This is a genomic window from Glycomyces halotolerans, assembly GCF_054779575.1.
In genome coordinates, this window is the sequence record NZ_BAAGXZ010000027.1 from 1 (window position 1) to 17,555 (window position 17,555).

Below are 17,555 nucleotides of genomic sequence, written 5' to 3' on the forward strand. Positions count from 1 at the left end.
CCGGCACCGGACCCGGCCACGAGGACACGGCCTCAAAGGCCCCGCCGCCTCTTTGTCGCCGCCAAGAAACCCGCGCCACGCACTGCCCGAGAGCCGAGAACCAAACCCCGACCGCCCTCTCACCCTGCGGTCGCCGCCAGAAGACCGCGACCACGCACCGCCCGAAAGTCGAAGACCCACCCCCGGCCACGTTCCTAGATCGGACCCGGAACGGCATCACCCGAAGGTGGGAGAAATGACACGCATTCCCCTGCGGGACCAGGAAACACGAGCCATTCTCAACCATCAACCCCTCGGCTGCCAGCGGAACCGCTTCGCCGCCGCCCAGCACACCGCCGCGGCCACACCCGCGCCGATCGCCAGCGCCAGCACGACCTCGCCCGTCCAGTCCACCGGGCCGTCCCAGCCGGCCCGCGCCAGCGCCGTCGGCGCCGCCCCAGGGATGAGCAGCGGCAGCGGTCCCAGCGACGCCGCATCGGTCACCTGCACCCACGACATGCCGACCATGAGCACCACGAAACCGGGCATCACCGTGTACTGGGCCGCCTCCGGAGTCGAGGTGAACGCCGCGGTCAGGAACCCGAAGCCGATCATCGTCACCGACGACAGCGCGAACGAGGCCGCCAGCACCGGCGGCGACGCCGGCGACGTGCCGTTCACCGCCGCCGACGCCGCGTACACCAGCACCGTCTGCACCCCGGTGAGCGCCACCAGCGGCACCGTCAGGCCCGCGACGATCCCCGCCGTCGAGACCGGCGAGGTCCGCAGCCGCTTGAGGTACAGCCCGCCCCTTCGGGCCGCGAGGGTCATCGTCGCGGTCATGTACACCCCGAACAGCTGCAGGAACATCATCTGCATCGCCGCCAGCGCCCCCGGCGCGCCCACGAGGTACCCGACGTCGAAGAAGATCAGGCCCAGACCGAACGCGGCCGGGATCACCGCCGCCGACAGCAGCACCGTCCGGTTGCGCACGATCAATCGGGCCTCGGCGCGCGCCAGCAGCCACCAGGCCGGTCCTCCCGCCGGCCGCGCCGTCCGGTCGTCCTCCACGGTGGTCGTCCTCATCGCTCCATCCCCGTCTCCAGTTCGGCGAACACCTCGTCCAGCGACGCCGGCCGGGCCGTCAGGCCCTCCAGCTCGATGCCCTGAAAGTCGGCCCACGTCAGCAGCCGGTGCATGTCCCGCTGCAGCTGGGCGGTGCGGACGCTCAGCAGGCCGTCGGCGAGGGTCGGCCGCCCGTCGAGCACCGGCAGGTCCAGGCCGGTCACGGTGCGCGGCACCCGCGCGGTGATCGCGGCCTCGTGCTCAGCGGTGATCTCCTCGACGGTCCCGAAACGCACCAGTGCGCCGCCGTCCATGATCGCGACCCGGTCGGCCAGCTCGGCCACCTCGTCCAGGTAGTGCGAGGTCAGCAGCACGGTGGTCCCGGCGTCGACCAGCTCCCGCAGTAGCGTCCACGCCGTGCGGCGCGATTTCGGATCGAGGCCGGTGGTCGGCTCGTCGGCGAACAGGACGCGCGGGCGCACGGCCAGCGCCATCGCCAGATCGAGGCGGCGCCGCTCCCCGCCCGACAGGGCGCCCACGCGCTTGCCCGCGCCGCCGGAGAGGTCGACCCGGTCCAGCAGCGCCCCGGGGTCGCCGCGCCGCCCGTGCAGGTCGTTCCACAGCCGCAGGGTCTCCAGTGCGGTGAGCTCCTCGGCGAATCCGCCCTCCTGGCCGATCACCGCGACCCGCGAGGCGAGGACCCGGCGGTCGCGGGCCGGGTCGCGGCCCAGTACCCGCACCGATCCGGCGTCGGGGCGGCGGGCGCCGCAGCACGCGTCGATCGCGGTGGTCTTGCCGGCGCCGTTGGTGCCCAGCAGGGCGAACAGCTCGCCCTCGGCCACTTCGAAGGAGACGCCGTCTACGGCGGTGAACGTCCCGTACCGGCACGTCAGGTCCCGGGCGGCCACTGCCGAGCCCTCCGGTGCGGCGGGGCCGCTTCGCGTTGCGATGCTCATGCCACCAGCATCGCCGCCGCGGGGGCCGGTCCGGTAGTGCCGAAACAGCACCGGGCGGTGTGCGAATGTGAGGCGGCGGGATGACTTTTGTCATTTCGGGCTCGCGGGTGGTTCAATCTTCCCGTGCTCCGCGACCCGTCCCCGCCCACTCGCGACCTGGTCCGCATCCACCGCTTCACGTACTGGACGGTGCTGGCCACCGGCCCGCTCGTGCTGTTCACCGGCATGCTCTTCCTGGTCGGCGACGCCGCCGCCGACGGTTACGGCCCGGCCGCGATCGTCTCGGCGGTGCTCCTGCTCGCCGCCGGCGTCCTGGGCACCGCGGCATTGTGGGTGTTCCTGGAACGGACCGGGTCGCGGACGATGCGCCGGCTGCTGGCGGCCGGATGGGTCACCGTCGCCGCCGGTCTCGCCATCGGGGCCGTCGAGCGGGACATCAGCGGCGCCTGGGTGTCCTCGGCCGTGATCCTCGAGGCGGCGCGGCTGCTCCAGTACGGGCGCGGCCGCCACCTGCGGTCGTCGCTGCTGTCCAGCGGCGTGATCATTCTGGCCTCGATCGCGATCGCCGCCGCTGGACTGGCCGACGGCTCCATGGTCGTCTTCAGTCTCCTGTTCACCCCCTCGGTGCTGGGCGGCGTCATCGGGCAGTGGTGGTTCTACGAGATCGCCGAACGCCTCGACGACGCCCGCGCCGTCGCCGGGGAGCTGGCCGTCGCCGAGGAACGGCTCCGCTTCGCCTCCGAGCTGCACGACATCCAAGGCGGGCACCTCCAGGCCATCGCCCTCAAAGCGCAGCTCGCGCGCCGCCTGGTCGAGCGCGAACCGGCCCGCGCCGAGGCTGAGCTCGAGCAGGTCGAGGCCCTCGCCCGCCAAGCCCTCGACGACACTCGCGAGGTCGTCTCGGGCTACCGGAAGGTCTCGCTCGCCGACGAGATCGACTCCGCGGGCCGCGTCCTGCGTTCGGCCGGCATCCAAACGATCGTCCGCGCCGATGCGCCCCGGCTGCGGGCCGGCGCCGAGCGCCTCCTCGGGCTCCTCGTGCGCGAGGCGACCACGAACATGCTGCGCCACTCCCGCGCCCGCGCCGCGGAACTGGCCGTCGCCGCCGACGGCACGGCCGTCACCGCGACCGTCGCCAACGACGGCGCCGCCGAAGCCGAGCATCCCTCCGGCAACGGCATCGCCATGCTCGCCGAACGGTTCGCCGAAGCCGGCGGCACCGTCACCGCCGCGCTCGAGGGCAGGCGGTTCACCCTCACCGGCACCCTCCCGCTCGACATCGAGGAACAGCCGTGATCGAACTGCTCATCGCCGACGACGAGACCCTCATCCGCGACGCGCTCGCCGCGCTGCTGGAACTCGAGGACGACATCACCGTCGTCGCCCAGGCCTCCAGCAGCACCGAAGCGGTCGCCCTCGCCGAGATCCACGCTCCCCACATCGCCGTCCTCGACCTCGAAATGCCGCCCCAAGACGGCCTGTGGGCCGCCGAGCGCATCCGCCGGGCCCGCCCCGGCACCAACGTCATGCTCGTGACCCGCCACGCCCGCCCCGGCGTCCTGCGCCGCGCCCTCGCCGCCGGCGCGGCCGGTTTCGTCCCCAAGACCGCGCCCGCCGAGCAGCTCGCCCGCATCATCCGCGACATCGACGCCGGCAAGCGGTACATCGACCCCGAGATCGCCGCCTCGGCGCTCACCGAAGACGAATCGCCGCTGACGGCCAGAGAACTCGAACTCCTCCGCGCCACCCGCGGCGGCGGCACCATCGACCAGATCGCCGCCGAACTCCACCTCGCTCCCGGCACCGTCCGCAACTACCTGTCCACCGCCATGCGCAAACTCGGCAAACGCACCCGGCACGCCGCCGCCCAGCACGCCTGGGAACAAGGCTGGATCTGAACCGAATCGGCGGCCTCGCCGGGTAGCGAGCCCGCCCCCGATCTGCGACCATGAGGGCATGAAGGTTCCCGGGAGCGGCCTCATCAGCGGTCTCGCCGCCACCGCCCGCACCGCCACGCGCCGCACGGTCACCGGCCAGTACCCCGAGCAGCGCCCCGACCTGCCCGAACGCACCCGCGGCGTCATCGCGCTCCTCGAACCGAACTGCACCTCCTGCATGCTCTGCGCCCGCGAATGCCCCGACTGGTGCATCTACATCGACTCCCACAAGGAGACCGTCGAGGAGGAGGGCGCCGCGCGGTCCCGCCAAGTCAACGTCCTCGACCGGTTCGACATCGACTTCTCCCTGTGCATGTACTGCGGCATCTGCGTCGACGTCTGCCCCTTCGACGCCCTGTTCTGGGCCCCCGACTTCGACTACGCCGAAGGCGACATCCGCGACCTCCTCCACGACAAGGAGCACCTCGGCGAATGGATGGACACCGTCCCCGAATCGGCGCTGCCCGACTCCGGCGGTGACCGGTGACCCTCACCGACCTCCTCCTGACCGCCTTCGGCCTGGTCGCGCTCGGCGCCGGCCTCGCCGTGGTCACCACCCGCCGCATCGTCCGCGCCGGGCTCTGGCTCGCCGTCGCCTTCGCGGGGATCGCCGGCGCCGCCCTGGTCCTCACCGCCGAATTCCTCGCCTGGGTCCTCGTCCTCATCTACGTCGGCGCCATCGTCGTCCTCCTGCTGTTCGCCACCATGCTCACCCACGCCCCCACCGACCCCTCCGACGAACTCGACCGCGCCCGGACCCCCGGCGCGCTCATCGCCGGCGGCGCCGGACTCGGCCTCGCCGCCGTCCTCACCGGCGCCTTCGGCTGGACCCGCATCAGCCTCGCCGAACGCGGCCGCGGCGACGCCGCCGCCGTCGGCGAAGCGGTCTTCGCCGACTGGGTCCTGCCGTTCGAAGTGCTCTCCCTGCTGCTGCTGGCCGCGCTGGTCGGCGCCGTGGCCCTCTCCACCCGCCGCACCGCCCGCGACGAACACGCCACCGACCGGCACTAGCCGGGCGGTAAGCTAGGGGCCATGACGTCACCGATTTTCGCGCTGGCCGACGAGTACATCACCTCGTTCGCCCGGCTGCACCCCATGGCCGCCGGCATGCTCGGGATCAAGGGCGACTTCGGCGTCGCCTCCGATCTGGGCCCCGGCGCCGAGGCCGAGCGGGCCGAATCGGCCCGCCGGACCTTGGAGCGCCTGCGAGGACTCGAGTCGACCGGGCCCGAAGACGATCTCGCGAGACTCCACATGGCCGAGCGCCTGGAGACGGAGCTGGCGCTGTACGACGCCGGCGAGTGGCGCCGGGCACTGCGGGTTCCGTACGGCCTCATCCAGAGCCTGTGCTCGTACGTCGACCTGGCGCCCAGGGGCACCGAGGACCAGTGGCGCACCGTCGTCGCGCGAGTGCGCGCCATCCCCGAGATGCTCGCCACCTGGCGCGAGACGATGAACGCCGGCGTCGAGGCCGGCCAGACCGTCGCGATCCGGCAGGTCCTCGAAGGGGCCGTGCAGGCCCGCCGCAACGCCGACTCCCGCGTGTTCGACAAGCACCTGGCCGCCTACGGCGACGGCCCGCAGTCGCGCGACCTGAGCGAGGCGGTCGCGGCCGCCTACGCCGCGTTCGGCGCCACCGCCGAATACCTCGAGAACGACTACGCTCCCCACGCCGAGAGCGCCGACGCGGTGGGGGAGGAGCGCTACCTGCTCCACGCCCGCCGCACCCTCGGCGCCGAACTCGACCCGCACGAGGCCTACCGGTGGGGCTGGGAGGAGCTGCACCGCATCGAGGACGAGATGGCCGCCGAAGCCGCCCGGATCCTCCCCGGAGCGGACCTCGACGAGGTCGTCGCCCACCTCGACCGCACCGAGGCGCTGGCCGACGACGAGGCCTACCTCGCCTGGCTGACCGAGCAGCACCACCGGGCGCTCGAAGCGCTCGACGGCGTCCACTTCGACATCGACCCGCGCCTGATGAAGCTCGACGTCGAGCTCGTCCACGGATCCTCGGCCGGCTCGGCCTACTACACCGGCCCCAGCGAGGACCTCTCACGGCCGGGCCGCACCTGGTGGCCGGTCGCCGAGCGCGAGCGCTTCACCGTGTGGGGCGAGCTGACCACCGTCTTCCACGAAGGGGTCCCGGGCCACCACCTCCAGATCGGCCAGACCAAGGTCGCCGGGGACCGGCTCAGCCGGTTCGCGAAGGTCCACGGCTCGCTGTCGGGCCACGCCGAAGGCTGGGCGCTGTACGCCGAGCGCCTCGCCGACGAACTGGGCTGGCACTCCAGCCCGGCCACCCGCTTGGGCATGCTCAAGGGATCGGCGCTGCGGGCGGCCAGGGTCGTCATCGACATCGGCTGGCACCTGGACCTGCCGCTGCCGCCGGCCGAGGCGAAGCGGCACGGCGAGCGGTGGAACTTCGAGGTGGCCCTCGAGGTGCTGCGCGAGCGGGGCCGCATCGCCGAGCACCGGGCGCACCCGGAGATCGTCCGCTACGCCGGCTGGCCGGGGCAGGCGATCTGCTACAAGCTCGGCGAGCGCGCCTGGATCGCCGCCCGCGACGAGGCCAGGGCCCGCGCCGGAGCGGACTTCGACCTCAAGGCCTGGCACACCAGGGCGCTGAACCTCGGGCCGATCGGGCTCGACAATCTCGCCGCGGTGCTGCGCGAGGAGTGACCGGGGGAGCCGCTCAGCGCCACAGCCGCGCCATCGCAGCGGCGGCCTCGTCGACCGTTTCGCTCAGCTCGAGCAGTTCGCGCCGTTCGAGGTCGAGCAGTCCGGCGGTGAGGCGCTCGGCCCGGTCGGCCGCGGGCAGCCGCAGCAGCCAGTTCCTGGCGATGGCCGACAGCCGGTACCGGCCGAGCAGGCGTTCGAGGTCGGTGACCGGGATGAGCAGGTCGTCGACGGCCCGGCCGAGCGCGGGGCGGACGGTCGCGGCCAGGTCGTGGGCTTCGCGGGCGGCCTCGCGGGTCCGCTCGCGGGCCGCTTCCAGGTCGAGGGCGTGTCCTTGGCCGGCGTGGGCGTCGAGCAGGCGGTGTTTGGCGCGGGTGAGGACTCCGATGAGCGATGAGGCCGGTTTGAGGCCGTCGGGCGCGAAGCGGGCGTGGTCGGCGAACAGCCGCACCTGCTCCAGGAGTACGGCGACCCAGGCCTGGGAGCTGATCCGGTCGACCTCGCGGTAGCCGTCGGTCCGGGCCGATTCGAGCGCGTGGTGCCAGCGCGGGTACTCGCCGGCGGCCAGGCCGGCCTGCGCGAACCGGTCGGTGAAGTGGTCGCGGAGCGCCTCGAGGTCTTCGGCGTGTTTGAGTGCGGCCTGGAGGCGGTCGAGTTCGGGTCCGCCGCGCGGGGAGTCGATGAACAGGTGCCGGAATCCGCGGACGGCGGTGCGGATGCGGTGGACGATGGCGCAGGTTCGGCCGACCGATCCGGTCTCGTGCCGTTCGGTGAGCGCGATCGCGCGGCCGAGGGCGTCGATCTGGTCGCCGATGTGGGAGCGGACGACGAAGCCGGCGCGGGTGGCGGCGTCCATCGGTTCGCCGCGGGCCGTGCCGGTCGGTGCTGCCGTTGACATGGCTCCTCCCCCCGAGTGCGCCTGCGTTCAGTATCGCAGTGCGTCCCCGAGAGGAGGAGCCGAAATGTGATGATTATTCGTTGATTTCGGTCAGGCCATGCAGTCCAGTTCCGGCATCTGCGTGAGCGATCCGTTCACGTTGAAGCCGAAGTCGATCGACTGGCCGGCGGCGACGCTGGCGTTCCAGTCGACCGGGCCGGCCATCTGCATGTCGCCCTGGCCCGAGAGCTCGGCGTTCCAGGAGTTGGTGACCGTGATCCCCGAGTCGGGCGGCCACATCCAGTGGATCATCCAGTCGTTCAGGGCCGAGGCGCCGTTGTTGGTGACCGTGATGGTGACCGTGGCGCCCGAGCCCCAGCTGTTGACGCTGGCGGTGGCGGTGCATTCGGCGTCGCTCGGGTCGGTCGGGTCGGGTTCGGTCGGGTCGGGTTCGGTCGGGTCCGGCTCGGTGGGGTCGGGCTCGGTCGGGTCCGGGTCGGTCACGCCGCCGTCGTTGCCGGGCAGGTTCGCGCCCGGGCGGATGCCGCTGATCTCGCCGTTGCCGCCGTCGAAGACCAGGTCTGAGCACGAGTAGAAGTTCTCGGTCGAGTCCGACCGCACCCAGTGGGTGAAGATGATGTGCTCGCCCGAGCGCTGCGGCAGGGTGAGGCTGCCGTAGTAGTAGTTCCCGTCGACTCCGGGGCCGCCGTTCTGGGGCGGGTCCTGGAAGGTGTGGAACTTCTCGAGGTCGCCCCAGCCGAGCGGCTGGTTCGGGTTCCAGCCGGGCTTGGTGATGTACAGGTCGAACCGGCCCGGGTGGGCCGCCCAGTTGTTGTGGCGCCATTCATAGGTCGCGCCGCTGGTCACGTGGGTCTTCGGCCAGTTGCCCGGGGTGTTGAACGCGGAGAAGTCGTACGGGCCCCTGCCGCCGCCGTCGCAGATGCGGCCGTCGGGGATGTACCCGGTGGTCTGGCCCGCGCCGTTGGAGTCGAGGTTGCCGAACCAGTTGTAGAAGGCGCCCGAGCCGCTCTGGTCGAGCGCCTGCTGGCACATCTCGTTGTACGGGTCGAGCCCACCGGTCTCGCTGAGCGCGTCGAAGTAGCAGAAGTACTGGCGCGATCCGGGGAAGACGTTGGCGCCGTGCGCTTCGGCGCGCTCCTGAGTGAAGACGGTCGACAGGGCGACCGCCAATGCCGATGCGACGGCAAGCGCCAGTATCGCGATGAGCCTGCGGCGCTTACTGTGCAGGCCCACGGCTGTTGCTGTGGACATGAGGTTCTCCTCTGTCGTCATGGAGCGCTCCCAACCTGGCTCTGTCGAACCCGCGCCTTACTGCTGTACTGGATGTTCCGGTGTGGCGACCCACACCGTACATGGCCATTGTAATATTCGAGTCTATCGATATAAACGGGGTATCCGCAAACGACCCCGCGTCCCGATGCGAGCACTGGCTAGACTGGCTTCCATGGATATCGGCGACACCGTCCCGGACTTCACGCTCCCGGACGAGACCGGCAAGCGGCGCAGCCTCGGCGAACTGGTCAGCGACGGGCCGGTGGTCCTGTTCTTCTACCCGGCGGCGATGACCAAGGGCTGCACGGCCGAGGCCTGCCATTTCCGCGACCTCGCGGCCGACCTGGCCGAGGCCGGCGCCTCACCGGTCGGCGTCTCCGCCGACGAGGTCGCCAAGCAGGCCGAGTTCGCCTCCAAGCACTCCCTGGGCTATCCGCTGCTGTCCGACGCCGACGGCGAGGTCGCCGAGATCTTCGGCGTCAACCGCAGACTCGGGATCATGCCCGCCCGGCGCCAGACCTTCGTCATCGGCGCCGACCGGACCGTCCTGGGCGTGGTCAAGAGCGAAGTGAACATGAACGCCCACGCCGACAAGGCCTTGGAGATCCTCAGAGGATCGCGCCCCTGACCGCGTCGACCAGCCTCATGGTGGGGCGGCCGATCAGGTCGGTCAGGTCCGTGGAGTTCGAGTCGAGGTCGCCGCGAGCGATGCCCTCGTCGGCGTCGGCGATCGCCGTGGCCGCCTCCAGCGGCAGGCCCGCTTCGACCAGCGCGTGCCGGTAGGCGTCGGGGTCCATGTTCTGGTAGACCACGTCGGTGCCGGCCACCTCCCCGATCACCGCGGCCAGCTCGGCGTAGGTGAACGGCTCGTCGCCGCACAGCTCGAACACCTTGTCGATCCCGTGGTCCTCGGTCAGGAGCACCGCGGCGGCCTCGGCGTAGTCGTTGCGGGAGGCGGCGGCGACGCGGCCCTTGCCGGCCGCGCCGTAGAGCGTCCCCGACTCCACGACCTGGTCGATGTTGCCGGTGTAGTTCTCCAGGTACCAGCCGTTGCGGAGGATCAGGTGCCTCAGGCCCGAGTCGGCGATGCGGTGCTCGGTGGCGATGTGCTCGTCGGCGAGCGCGATCTGGGAGGTGTCGGCGTGGAGGATGCTGGTGTACAGCAGCAGGCCCACCTCGGTGCGCTCGGCGGCGTCGACGACGTTGCGGTGCTGGTCGAGCCGTTTGCCGATCTCGTTGCCGGAGATGAGCAGCAGGCGTTCGACGCCGGCGAGGGCCGGCTCGAGCGTCTCGGGCCGGTCGTAGTCGAACTGACGGATGTCGATGCCGCGGTCGGCGAGGTCGCCGGCCTGGTCGACGTTGCGGGCCAGGCCGACGATCCGCTGCGGCTCGACCTGGCGTTCCAGCAGGTGCTCGATGACCAGGCGGCCGAGATTGCCGGTCGCGCCGGTGACTGCGAACATGGTGCCTCCCCTCGACGGTGCCCCCGCCCATGACAGCACAGTCGGCCGCGCGGCGCGGGGCATACGGGAAGTCTCGGAGCGGGGCCGCTCAGATGCGGCTCGCGAGCTCCCTGAAGGCCCTGCCGCGGTGCGAGATGGCGTTCTTCTCGTCGGGGTCGAGTTCGGCGCTGGTGCGGTCGTGGCCGTCGGGGATGAACAGCGGGTCGTAGCCGAAGCCGTTCGCGCCGCGTTCGGCGCGGGCGATGCGGCCGTGCATCTCGCCGTGGACGACCAGGTGGCTCCCGTCGGGCCGCACGAGCGCGGCCGCGCACACGAACTTGGCGCCGCGACGCTCGTCGGGCAGGTCGGCGAGCTGGTCGAGCAGCAGCGCGTTGTTCGCCGCGTCGTCCTTCGCGCGCCCGGCCCAGCGGGCCGAGAGCACGCCCGGCATGCCGTTGAGCGCCTCCACGGCCAGCCCGGAGTCGTCGGCGATCGTCGCCAGGCCGGTGCGGCGGAGGCCGTCGCGGGCCTTGAGCAGCGCGTTGCCGGCGAACGTCAACTCGGTCTCGGGGGTCTCGGGGTAGGGGTCGACCGCGTCGAGGCCGACCAGGTCGACCGACGGCGCGGCCTCGGCGAGGATCCGGCGCAGCTCGGCGATCTTGCCCGCGTTGCGGGTGGCCAGCAGGACCTTCATCGCCGCTACGAGACCAGGGTCCGGGCCTGCAGCGAGGCGAGCTCCTTGCAGCCCTTGACGGCCAGGTCGAGCAGCTGGTCGAGCTCGGTGCGCGTGTAGGTCGACTCCTCGCCGGTGCCTTGGACCTCGACGAAGTCGCCTTCGCCGGTCAGGACCACGTTCATGTCGACCGCCGCGGCGACGTCCTCCTCGTACGGCAGGTCGAGCACGGGCGCGCCGCGGACGATGCCGACGCTGACGGCCGCCACCGAGGTGGTGAGGACCTTCTCGGGCTTGCGGGCGAGCTTCTGCTCCTTGAGCCAGGCGACCGCGTCGTGGAGGGCCACGTAGCCGCCGGTGATCGCGGCCGTGCGGGTGCCGCCGTCGGCCTGGAGCACATCGCAGTCGAGGGTGATGGTGTTCTCGCCGAGGGCCTTGAAGTCCACGCAGGCGCGCAGCGACCGGCCGATGAGCCGGGAGATCTCGTGCGTGCGGCCGCCGATCTTGCCGCGGATGGACTCCCGGTCCGACCGGGAGTGCGTCGAGCGGGGGAGCATCGAGTACTCGGCGGTGACCCAGCCCTCCCCGGTGCCGCGCCGCCAGCGGGGCACGCCCGGAGTGACCGAGGCGGTGCACAGCACCCGAGTGCGGCCGAACTCGACGAGGACGCTGCCCTCGGGGTGGTCGGTCCAGGAGCGAGTGAACTTCACTTGGCGCAGCTCGTCGGCGGCGCGCTTGTCGGGTCGAGTCATCATCCACCAGCCTACGGGAACGAACAGGCGTGTGACACACTGGTTGCTGCTCACCGGAGCGGTGCCGCGGGCGCGCCCCGGCGCGGTCGGCGAGCACGAGTGGCGGAACTGGCAGACGCGCAGGATTTAGGTTCCTGTGCCTTCGGGCGTGGGGGTTCGAGTCCCCCCTCGTGCACACAGGGTGATTGATATTCGCTTCAGCGGGTATTCATACCGCCATGGAAGTTGCTCCATTGGCCGCCGGATCGATGCCCGGGGCCGAGATGCTCGCGAGCGTCGCCGGCGTGGCGCTGCTGGCCGTCATCCTGTACGGCGCGGTCCACTCCATGATCCACCCGTGGCGCAAATGCCTCTGGTGCGGCGGCACCGGAAAACGCTTCTCATGGGTGTGGAAGCGCCGCTTCCACCCGTGTGTCTGCTGCCAGGGATCCGGCAAGCACCGCCGCTGGTTCCTGCGCCTGATGGAACGGCAGGGCCGCAAAGCCCAGCAGTGACGGGCCGATCAGTCGACGCCCAGCTCCCGCTTCAACCGCCCCACGTGACCGGTCGCCTTCACGTTGTACTGCGCCAGCGCGATCCGGCCCTCCTCGTCGATCACGAAGGTAGAACGGATCACGCCCTGCACCGTGCGCCCGTAGTTCTTCTTCTCGCCCCACGCCCCGTACTCCTCGAGCACCTTGTGCTCGGGGTCGGACAGCAGCGGGAAGGTCAGGCCGTCGCGGTCGACGAACTTCGCCAGCGAGGCCGGCTCGTCCGGGCTGATCCCCAACACCGCGTAACCGGCCGCCTGCAGGCCCGCGAGGCTGTCGCGGAAGTCGCAGGCCTCCTTCGTGCACCCCGGAGTCATCGCCCGCGGATACGCGTACAGGATGACCTTGCGACCCTGCAGGCTCGACAAGGTCACGGTGTCGCCGGTATCGGCCGTAAGCGTGAAGTCAGGTGCTGCGTCACCAGGCTGAAGTCGTACGTTCACGCAATGGACCCTACCGCCCGTCCCTGACAATCGCCTGGGAGCCGGATGGACACACGCTGCGACCGACCCCCACTGGACAAGCACCCCCTTGCTATTGCAAAATTATTGCAATAGCCCAACGGCGGGCTCCATTCCACCGCCGGCGCCCGGCATCCAGCCCGGCCCGGCACCACCCCGGTCGAAAGGCAGACAGTGTCCGACCTCGCGCTCCACATACCCAACGGGATCATCGACATCCCCACCTCACTGGCGTTCGCGGCCGCCGCCGTCCTCGCCGTCGCCGCCTGCGTCGCCGCGGCCCGCCGCGGCCTCGACGACCGGCTCGTCCCCCTCGCCGGCCTCGCCACCGCGTTCATCTTCGCCGCGCAGATGCTGAACTTCCCGGTCGCCGCCGGCGTCTCGGGACACCTCGTCGGCGGTGCGCTCGCCGCCGCCCTCCTCGGACCCTGGATGGCCGTGCTCTGCGTCACCGTGGTCGTCGCCGTGCAAGCGCTCCTGTTCGCCGACGGCGGTGTCACGGCCCTGGGCCTCAACATCGTCAACATGGCCGTGATCTCGACCGTCGCCGCCTGGGCCGTCATCGCCCTGGCCCTCAAGATCGCGCCGCGCACCCGCACCGGCCTCACCGTCGCCGTCTTCGCCGGCTCGGTCGTCGGCGTCGTGGCCGCCTCGGCCGGGTTCCTCCTCCAGTTCGCCATCGGCGGGGAAGCGATCGGGCAGTCGTTCGGCGCCATCGCCGGCGCCATCCTCGGCACCCACGTCCTCATCGGCATCGGCGAAGGCGTCATCAGCGCCGCCGCCGTCACCGCCGTCGCCCTCTCCCGCCCCGACCTCGTCCACGCCCTCCAAGGCGGCCGCCTCGACCGGCCCCAGGCCCGCCTCGCGAAGGAGACCGCCTAAATGAAGACCTCCAGGTTCGTCCTCGCCGGCCTCGCTCTCGCGCTCGTCCTCGCCGGCGGCGTGGCCCTGTACGCCTCCTCATCGCCCGACGGCCTCGAATCGGCCATGCTCGAAGGCTGCCAGACCGACGCCGACGGCGAGATCACCGGCGGCGCCTGCGTCGCCCAGAACGAAGCCGAGCACGAGATCGGCGGACCCCTGTCCGACTACGGCATGAGCTTCGTCGGCAACGACATGCTCGGCGGCTCCCTGTCCGGCATCATCGGCGTGGCGGTCGCGCTCGGCATCGCCTGGGGCCTGTTCCGGCTCCTGGCCCGCCGACGCGGCGCCGAAACCGGCGGCGAAGGCGCATGAGGGGCGCCGACGGGCTCCACCGCCCCGGCGACACGCCCCTGCACCGGCTCGCCCCGCAGGTGAAACTGGTAGCGCTCGTCGCGTTCACCTTCGCGGTCGTGGCCACGCCCCGCGAAGCGATGTGGGCCTTCGGCGGCTGCGCCGCCGCCCTGTTCGCCCTGTTCGCGATCGCGCGCATCCCACCGAAGTGGATCGCCACCCGCAGCCTGGTCGAGACGCCGTTCGTGCTCCTCGCGCTCGCCTTCCCGTTCGTCGCCGACGGCGAGACCGTCGCGTGGGCCGGGATGACGCTGTCGGTCGAAGGCCTGTGGGCCGGATGGAACCTCATCGCCAAGGCCACCCTCGGCGTCTGGGCGGCGCTCCTGCTCGCCGCCACCACCCCGGTGCCCGCCCTGCTCGCCGGACTCTCCCGGCTGCGCTGCCCCGAGATCCTCCTCCAGATCACCGCCTTCGCCGTCCGCTACGCCCACCTCACCGCCGCCGAAGTCGCCCAGATGCGCCGCGCCCGGCTCGCCCGCTGCGACGACCCCCGGTTCCTGTGGCAGGCCGGAGCGATCGCCGCCGGCCTCGGCACCGTGTTCATCCGCTCCTTCGAACGCGGCGAACGCGTCTGGCACGCCATGGCCGCCCGCGGCTACACCGGCCGACTGCCGTTCGACGTCGCACCCGATGGAGCCGGACCCGGCCAGTGGAGCGCCGCCATGGCCCCTCCAGCGCTCGCCGCCGGCCTCGCCGTCTGGGCGGCGGTCGCCGCATGAACGCCCTCGACATCACCGGACTCGGCCACGTCTACCCCGACGGCCACCGCGCCCTGGCCGGCATCGACCTCACCGTCGAACCCGGCGAACGCGTCGCCGTCCTCGGCCCCAACGGCGCCGGCAAGACCACCCTCATGCTCCACCTCGCCGGCCTCCTCGGCGCCACCGAAGGCGCCGTCACCGTCAGCGGCCTGAAGATCGGCAAACGGACACTCCCCGAGATCCGCCGCCGCGTCGGCATCGTCTTCCAAAGCCCCGACGACCAACTGTTCATGCCCACCGTCGCCGACGACGTCGGCTTCGGCCCGGCCAACCTCGGCCTCAAAGGCGACCGACTGCGCCGCCGCGTCGAAGCCGCCCTCACCGACGTCGGCCTGGCCGACCTGGCCGACCGGCCACCGCACCACCTCTCGGTCGGGCAGCAGCGCCGCGCCGCGCTGGCCGGGATCCTCGCGATGCGCCCCGACATCGTCGTCCTCGACGAGCCGAGCGCGGGCCTCGACCCGGCCGCCCGCCGCGAACTGGCCCATCTCCTGCGCGACCTCGCCCCCACGCTCATGCTGGTCACCCACGACCTGCCGTACGCGCTCCAGCTGTGCGAGCGGTCGGTGATCCTCGACGGCGGCCGGATCGTCGCCGACGGGCCGACCGCCGAGCTCCTCGCCGACCAGGACCTCCTCGAACGGCACCGGCTCGAACTGCCGTTCGGGTTCTCGCTCGAAGCGGCCCTGGCCGCGATGCGGTGAATCAGGACGCGGCCTCGATCGCCGCGTTCACCTCCTGGGCGAAATCGGCCAGTTCGACCGACTCGCCGTTCACCCTGGCCGTCGGCGTGCCCTGCACCCCCTGCCGGCCGGTGGCCGCCTCGGTGCCCTCGCGGACCCAGCCGTGGTAGGTCTCGCCGTCGACGCATCGCCGCCAGTCCGCGCCCAGGCCCGCCTCCTCCTCGCCGATCGACTTCAGTTCCTCATCGGACAGGCCGGGCGTGTTCTCCGCCGGCTGAGCCTCGTACAGCGCCACCGTGTAGTCAAGGAACTCCTGCTCGCCGACGTCGGCGGCGCACACGGCCGCCGAAGCGGCCCGCGTCGAATACTCGGTGCCCTGGCTGAGCCGGTCCAAGATCGCGATCGGGTGGTAGTTCACCGTCACCGAGCCCTCGTCGACCCACCCCTGGATGTCGTCGGCGTAGGCCTGCTCGAAATCCCTGCACGCCGGGCACAGGTAGTCGATGTACAGGTCGACGACCGTCGCGCCGTCGCCGATCCGCACCGCGTAGTCGTCGGTGGTCTCCGCGGCCGGGGTGTTGACCTCGTAGTCCGGCCCGCGGTTCATCCAGATCCCCAGCCCCAGCAGCCCTCCGATGAGGACCACCGCCGCGCCGATCGCGACGGCGAAGACGATCTTCCTGCGTCTGGCCTCGGCCTCCTGCCGCCTCCGCAGGGCCTCGGCGGCCTGCTTGCGCTGCGACTTTCCCATGTCGTTCAAACGCCTCCCTCAAACCATCGATCAAAACGCGAAACGGATTCGGTAATGTCGGCGGCGTGTCACGCCTCCGCCCCACCCGCCTCGCCTCCCTCTGCCTCGCAGCGGCGGCCACCGGCGCGCTCTGGGCCGCCCCCGCCTGGCCCCACGCCACCGCCACCGGCACCCAACCCGCCTCCGGCGACATCCTCGACACGCCACCGGACCAGGTCGTCGTCGAGTTCAACGAACCAGTCACGCCCGTAGACGCGGCGACCGGCGTCGTCGCTCCCAATGGTGACCGAGCCGACACCGGCATCGCCGACACCGACGATCCCGCCACCCTCACCATCGACCTCGACGCCGACCTCGAAGGCACCTACCTCGTCGGCTACCGCGTCGTCTCCCACGACGGCCACCCCATCGCCGGCACCTACACCTTCTCGGTCGGACACCAGACCGAACCGCCCGGCGCCGAAGCGCTCGACGCCGACACCGACGGCCTCGTCGGGGCCCTGCTCTACACCAACCGCTGGCTCGGCTACGCCGGCCTCGCCCTCGCCCTCGGCACCGGCGTCCTGGTCACCACCGGCGCCCGACCACGAGCCTTCGGCGCCCGCCTGATCGCCGCCGGACTCAGCGCCGTCGCCCTCACCGCCGTGGCCGGCATCGCCCTCCAAGCCGCCTACGAATCCGGCGTACCGCTCACCGGCCTCGAAGCGACCGCCCTCCAATCGGCAATGGAATCCAACGTCGGCATGGCAGCGCTGCTGCGCCTGCTCATCGTCCTGATCGCCCTCCCGCTGCTGCGCGGCCTCGTCACCGCCACCGAGACGCCCGGCCGCCCCGCCCAGGCCGCGCTGGCCGCCGTCGGCCTCGCCCTGACCGCCACCTGGCCGCTCTCGGGCCACCCCATGGCCTCCGAACCGGTCGCCGTCGCCTTCGCCGCCGACGGCCTCCACACCGCCGCCGGACTGACCTGGGCCGGGGGCATCACCGCACTGCTGGCCCACTCGCTCAAACGCGACGCCGACGTCCCCGAGCGCGCCCGCCGCGCCTGGACGGCGCTCGTGCCGTGGCTGCTGGCCACCCTCGTCGTCGCGGGGCTGGCCAGCGCGCTGCTGCACATCGACTCGCTCGAGGCGCTCACCGACACCCGCTACGGGAACCTCGTGGCCCTCAAGACCGCCGTCCTCGGCCTCATCGTCGCGGTCGGCCTGCTCACCCGCCGGGCCGTCCTGCGCGGCCCCGGAGCCGCGCCGGCCCTGCGGCGACTGCTCGGCGTCGAGATCGTCCTCGCCGGCGTCGTGCTGGCCGCCGTCGCGGTACTGGTGCAGGCGGTGCCGGCGAAGACCGCGCTGCTGGAGGGCGGCGAGGCGTCCCCGGTCGAGACCGGAGAGCTCGCCGCGCTGGTGACCACGGAGGCGTTCTCGGGCCAGCTGGTGCTCGAACCGGGACG

At 71.9% G+C, this 17,555-nt stretch carries 20 protein-coding genes, 1 tRNA gene and 1 pseudogene; 13 read left to right on the forward strand and 9 right to left on the reverse strand.

Annotated elements, in window-relative coordinates; translation table 11 throughout:
• Positions 1-285: 285 nt before the first annotated feature.
• Both ACYVL2_RS17825 and ACYVL2_RS17830 read right to left on the reverse strand, forming a co-directional pair.
• Positions 286-1,065 carry a hypothetical protein gene (locus ACYVL2_RS17825; RefSeq protein WP_460545823.1) on the reverse strand — a complete coding sequence of 260 codons (780 nt, stop codon included), beginning with the start codon at positions 1,063-1,065 and terminating at the stop codon, positions 286-288.
• Complete coding sequence (locus tag ACYVL2_RS17830) at positions 1,062-2,000, reverse strand: ABC transporter ATP-binding protein (protein WP_460545824.1); 939 nt, start codon at positions 1,998-2,000, stop codon at positions 1,062-1,064. Before ACYVL2_RS17830 ends, ACYVL2_RS17825 begins: the two co-directional genes overlap by 4 nt.
• A gap of 123 nt (positions 2,001-2,123) precedes the next feature.
• On the opposite strand from ACYVL2_RS17830, the gene ACYVL2_RS17835 reads away from it, so the two are divergent.
• From ACYVL2_RS17835 to ACYVL2_RS17855, 5 genes are read left to right on the forward strand one after another with little or no spacing between them, the layout of a single operon-like run.
• Positions 2,124-3,296: a sensor histidine kinase gene (locus tag ACYVL2_RS17835; protein ID WP_460545826.1), complete on the forward strand. Its 1,173-nt coding sequence runs from the start codon at positions 2,124-2,126 to the stop codon at positions 3,294-3,296.
• Entirely contained in the window at positions 3,293-3,898 is a 606-nt protein-coding gene (locus ACYVL2_RS17840; RefSeq protein WP_460545828.1) for a response regulator transcription factor, read from the forward strand. The genes ACYVL2_RS17835 and ACYVL2_RS17840 overlap by 4 nt, the downstream gene beginning before the upstream one ends.
• 58 nt (positions 3,899-3,956) lie before the next feature.
• Complete coding sequence (locus ACYVL2_RS17845; RefSeq protein WP_460545830.1) at positions 3,957-4,424, forward strand: 4Fe-4S binding protein; 468 nt, start codon at positions 3,957-3,959, stop codon at positions 4,422-4,424.
• On the forward strand, positions 4,421-4,948 hold the full coding sequence (locus ACYVL2_RS17850) for an NADH-quinone oxidoreductase subunit J family protein (protein WP_460545832.1): 528 nt from the start codon (positions 4,421-4,423) through the stop codon (positions 4,946-4,948). The genes ACYVL2_RS17845 and ACYVL2_RS17850 overlap by 4 nt, the downstream gene beginning before the upstream one ends.
• Before the next feature lie 21 nt (positions 4,949-4,969).
• The gene (locus tag ACYVL2_RS17855; protein ID WP_460545834.1) at positions 4,970-6,616 is read left to right on the forward strand and encodes a DUF885 domain-containing protein; all 1,647 of its coding nucleotides are present in this window, start codon (positions 4,970-4,972) and stop codon (positions 6,614-6,616) included.
• A gap of 13 nt (positions 6,617-6,629) precedes the next feature.
• Here the strand turns inward: ACYVL2_RS17855 and ACYVL2_RS17860 are convergent, their stop codons facing one another.
• Positions 6,630-7,511 (reverse strand): hypothetical protein, encoded by an 882-nt coding sequence (locus ACYVL2_RS17860; protein ID WP_460545836.1) that lies wholly within the window; start codon positions 7,509-7,511, stop codon positions 6,630-6,632.
• A 90-nt stretch (positions 7,512-7,601) separates the two neighbouring features.
• Positions 7,602-8,762, reverse strand: a complete 1,161-nt coding sequence (locus ACYVL2_RS17865) for a lytic polysaccharide monooxygenase (protein WP_460545838.1) — start codon at positions 8,760-8,762, stop codon at positions 7,602-7,604.
• A gap of 193 nt (positions 8,763-8,955) precedes the next feature.
• Between ACYVL2_RS17865 and ACYVL2_RS17870 the strand changes: the two genes are divergently transcribed.
• Positions 8,956-9,411 carry a peroxiredoxin gene (locus tag ACYVL2_RS17870; RefSeq protein ID WP_460545840.1) on the forward strand — a complete coding sequence of 152 codons (456 nt, stop codon included), beginning with the start codon at positions 8,956-8,958 and terminating at the stop codon, positions 9,409-9,411.
• Here the strand turns inward: ACYVL2_RS17870 and ACYVL2_RS17875 are convergent.
• The 3 genes from ACYVL2_RS17875 to rph all read right to left on the reverse strand — a co-directional run bounded on the left by ACYVL2_RS17875 (position 9,392) and on the right by rph (position 11,650).
• Entirely contained in the window at positions 9,392-10,246 is an 855-nt protein-coding gene (locus ACYVL2_RS17875) for an SDR family oxidoreductase (RefSeq protein WP_460545842.1), read from the reverse strand. The genes ACYVL2_RS17870 and ACYVL2_RS17875 overlap by 20 nt on opposite strands.
• 88 nt (positions 10,247-10,334) lie before the next feature.
• Positions 10,335-10,919, reverse strand: a complete 585-nt coding sequence (rdgB, locus tag ACYVL2_RS17880) for a non-canonical purine NTP pyrophosphatase (protein ID WP_460545844.1) — start codon at positions 10,917-10,919, stop codon at positions 10,335-10,337.
• Positions 10,920-10,924: 5 nt separating this feature from the next.
• Positions 10,925-11,650, reverse strand: a complete 726-nt coding sequence (gene rph, locus ACYVL2_RS17885) for a ribonuclease PH (protein WP_460545846.1) — start codon at positions 11,648-11,650, stop codon at positions 10,925-10,927.
• Between the two features lie 93 nt (positions 11,651-11,743).
• On the opposite strand from rph, the gene ACYVL2_RS17890 reads away from it, so the two are divergent.
• A tRNA-Leu gene (locus ACYVL2_RS17890) sits at positions 11,744-11,825 on the forward strand.
• A gap of 43 nt (positions 11,826-11,868) precedes the next feature.
• A complete protein-coding gene (locus ACYVL2_RS17895) occupies positions 11,869-12,144 on the forward strand; it encodes a hypothetical protein (RefSeq protein ID WP_460545848.1) in 276 nt (91 codons plus the stop codon).
• Positions 12,145-12,152: 8 nt separating this feature from the next.
• Here ACYVL2_RS17895 and bcp read toward each other — a convergent pair whose 3' ends face one another.
• Positions 12,153-12,623, reverse strand: coding sequence for a peroxiredoxin (gene bcp, locus ACYVL2_RS17900; RefSeq protein ID WP_460545850.1), 471 nt, complete (start codon positions 12,621-12,623; stop codon positions 12,153-12,155).
• Positions 12,624-12,815: 192 nt separating this feature from the next.
• Here bcp and ACYVL2_RS17905 point away from each other — a divergent pair, with 192 nt between their 5' ends.
• From ACYVL2_RS17905 to ACYVL2_RS17920, 4 genes are read left to right on the forward strand one after another with little or no spacing between them, the layout of a single operon-like run.
• Positions 12,816-13,523, forward strand: coding sequence for an energy-coupling factor ABC transporter permease (locus ACYVL2_RS17905; RefSeq protein ID WP_460545852.1), 708 nt, complete (start codon positions 12,816-12,818; stop codon positions 13,521-13,523).
• Entirely contained in the window at positions 13,524-13,877 is a 354-nt protein-coding gene (locus tag ACYVL2_RS17910; RefSeq protein WP_460545854.1) for a PDGLE domain-containing protein, read from the forward strand.
• Positions 13,874-14,635 (forward strand): energy-coupling factor transporter transmembrane component T family protein, encoded by a 762-nt coding sequence (gene cbiQ / locus ACYVL2_RS17915; RefSeq protein ID WP_460545856.1) that lies wholly within the window; start codon positions 13,874-13,876, stop codon positions 14,633-14,635. The genes ACYVL2_RS17910 and cbiQ overlap by 4 nt, the downstream gene beginning before the upstream one ends.
• Positions 14,632-15,381 carry an energy-coupling factor ABC transporter ATP-binding protein gene (locus tag ACYVL2_RS17920; RefSeq protein ID WP_460545858.1) on the forward strand — a complete coding sequence of 250 codons (750 nt, stop codon included), beginning with the start codon at positions 14,632-14,634 and terminating at the stop codon, positions 15,379-15,381. Before cbiQ ends, ACYVL2_RS17920 begins: the two co-directional genes overlap by 4 nt.
• Before the next feature lies 1 nt (position 15,382).
• On the opposite strand, the gene ACYVL2_RS17925 is transcribed toward ACYVL2_RS17920, so the two are convergent.
• Complete coding sequence (locus ACYVL2_RS17925; protein ID WP_460545860.1) at positions 15,383-16,111, reverse strand: DsbA family protein; 729 nt, start codon at positions 16,109-16,111, stop codon at positions 15,383-15,385.
• A 65-nt stretch (positions 16,112-16,176) separates the two neighbouring features.
• Here ACYVL2_RS17925 and ACYVL2_RS17930 point away from each other — a divergent pair.
• Positions 16,177-17,415 (forward strand): annotated as a pseudogene (locus tag ACYVL2_RS17930) (copper resistance CopC/CopD family protein); the annotation flags it as partial.
• Positions 17,416-17,555: the final 140 nt, after the last annotated feature.

Coding starts and splice junctions, on each gene's coding strand:
- ACYVL2_RS17865 (WP_460545838.1), bottom strand. CDS start 8,762: ATGTCCACAGCAACAGCCGTGGGCCTGCACAGTAAGCGCCGCAGGCTC.
- ACYVL2_RS17860 (WP_460545836.1), bottom strand. CDS start 7,511: ATGTCAACGGCAGCACCGACCGGCACGGCCCGCGGCGAACCGATGGAC.
- rph (WP_460545846.1), bottom strand. CDS start 11,650: ATGACTCGACCCGACAAGCGCGCCGCCGACGAGCTGCGCCAAGTGAAG.
- ACYVL2_RS17855 (WP_460545834.1), top strand. CDS start 4,970: ATGACGTCACCGATTTTCGCGCTGGCCGACGAGTACATCACCTCGTTC.
- ACYVL2_RS17910 (WP_460545854.1), top strand. CDS start 13,524: ATGAAGACCTCCAGGTTCGTCCTCGCCGGCCTCGCTCTCGCGCTCGTC.
- ACYVL2_RS17925 (WP_460545860.1), bottom strand. CDS start 16,111: ATGGGAAAGTCGCAGCGCAAGCAGGCCGCCGAGGCCCTGCGGAGGCGG.
- ACYVL2_RS17920 (WP_460545858.1), top strand. CDS start 14,632: ATGAACGCCCTCGACATCACCGGACTCGGCCACGTCTACCCCGACGGC.
- rdgB (WP_460545844.1), bottom strand. CDS start 10,919: ATGAAGGTCCTGCTGGCCACCCGCAACGCGGGCAAGATCGCCGAGCTG.
- ACYVL2_RS17825 (WP_460545823.1), bottom strand. CDS start 1,065: ATGAGGACGACCACCGTGGAGGACGACCGGACGGCGCGGCCGGCGGGA.
- cbiQ (WP_460545856.1), top strand. CDS start 13,874: ATGAGGGGCGCCGACGGGCTCCACCGCCCCGGCGACACGCCCCTGCAC.
- ACYVL2_RS17870 (WP_460545840.1), top strand. CDS start 8,956: ATGGATATCGGCGACACCGTCCCGGACTTCACGCTCCCGGACGAGACC.
- ACYVL2_RS17895 (WP_460545848.1), top strand. CDS start 11,869: ATGGAAGTTGCTCCATTGGCCGCCGGATCGATGCCCGGGGCCGAGATG.
- ACYVL2_RS17845 (WP_460545830.1), top strand. CDS start 3,957: ATGAAGGTTCCCGGGAGCGGCCTCATCAGCGGTCTCGCCGCCACCGCC.
- ACYVL2_RS17875 (WP_460545842.1), bottom strand. CDS start 10,246: ATGTTCGCAGTCACCGGCGCGACCGGCAATCTCGGCCGCCTGGTCATC.
- ACYVL2_RS17830 (WP_460545824.1), bottom strand. CDS start 2,000: ATGAGCATCGCAACGCGAAGCGGCCCCGCCGCACCGGAGGGCTCGGCA.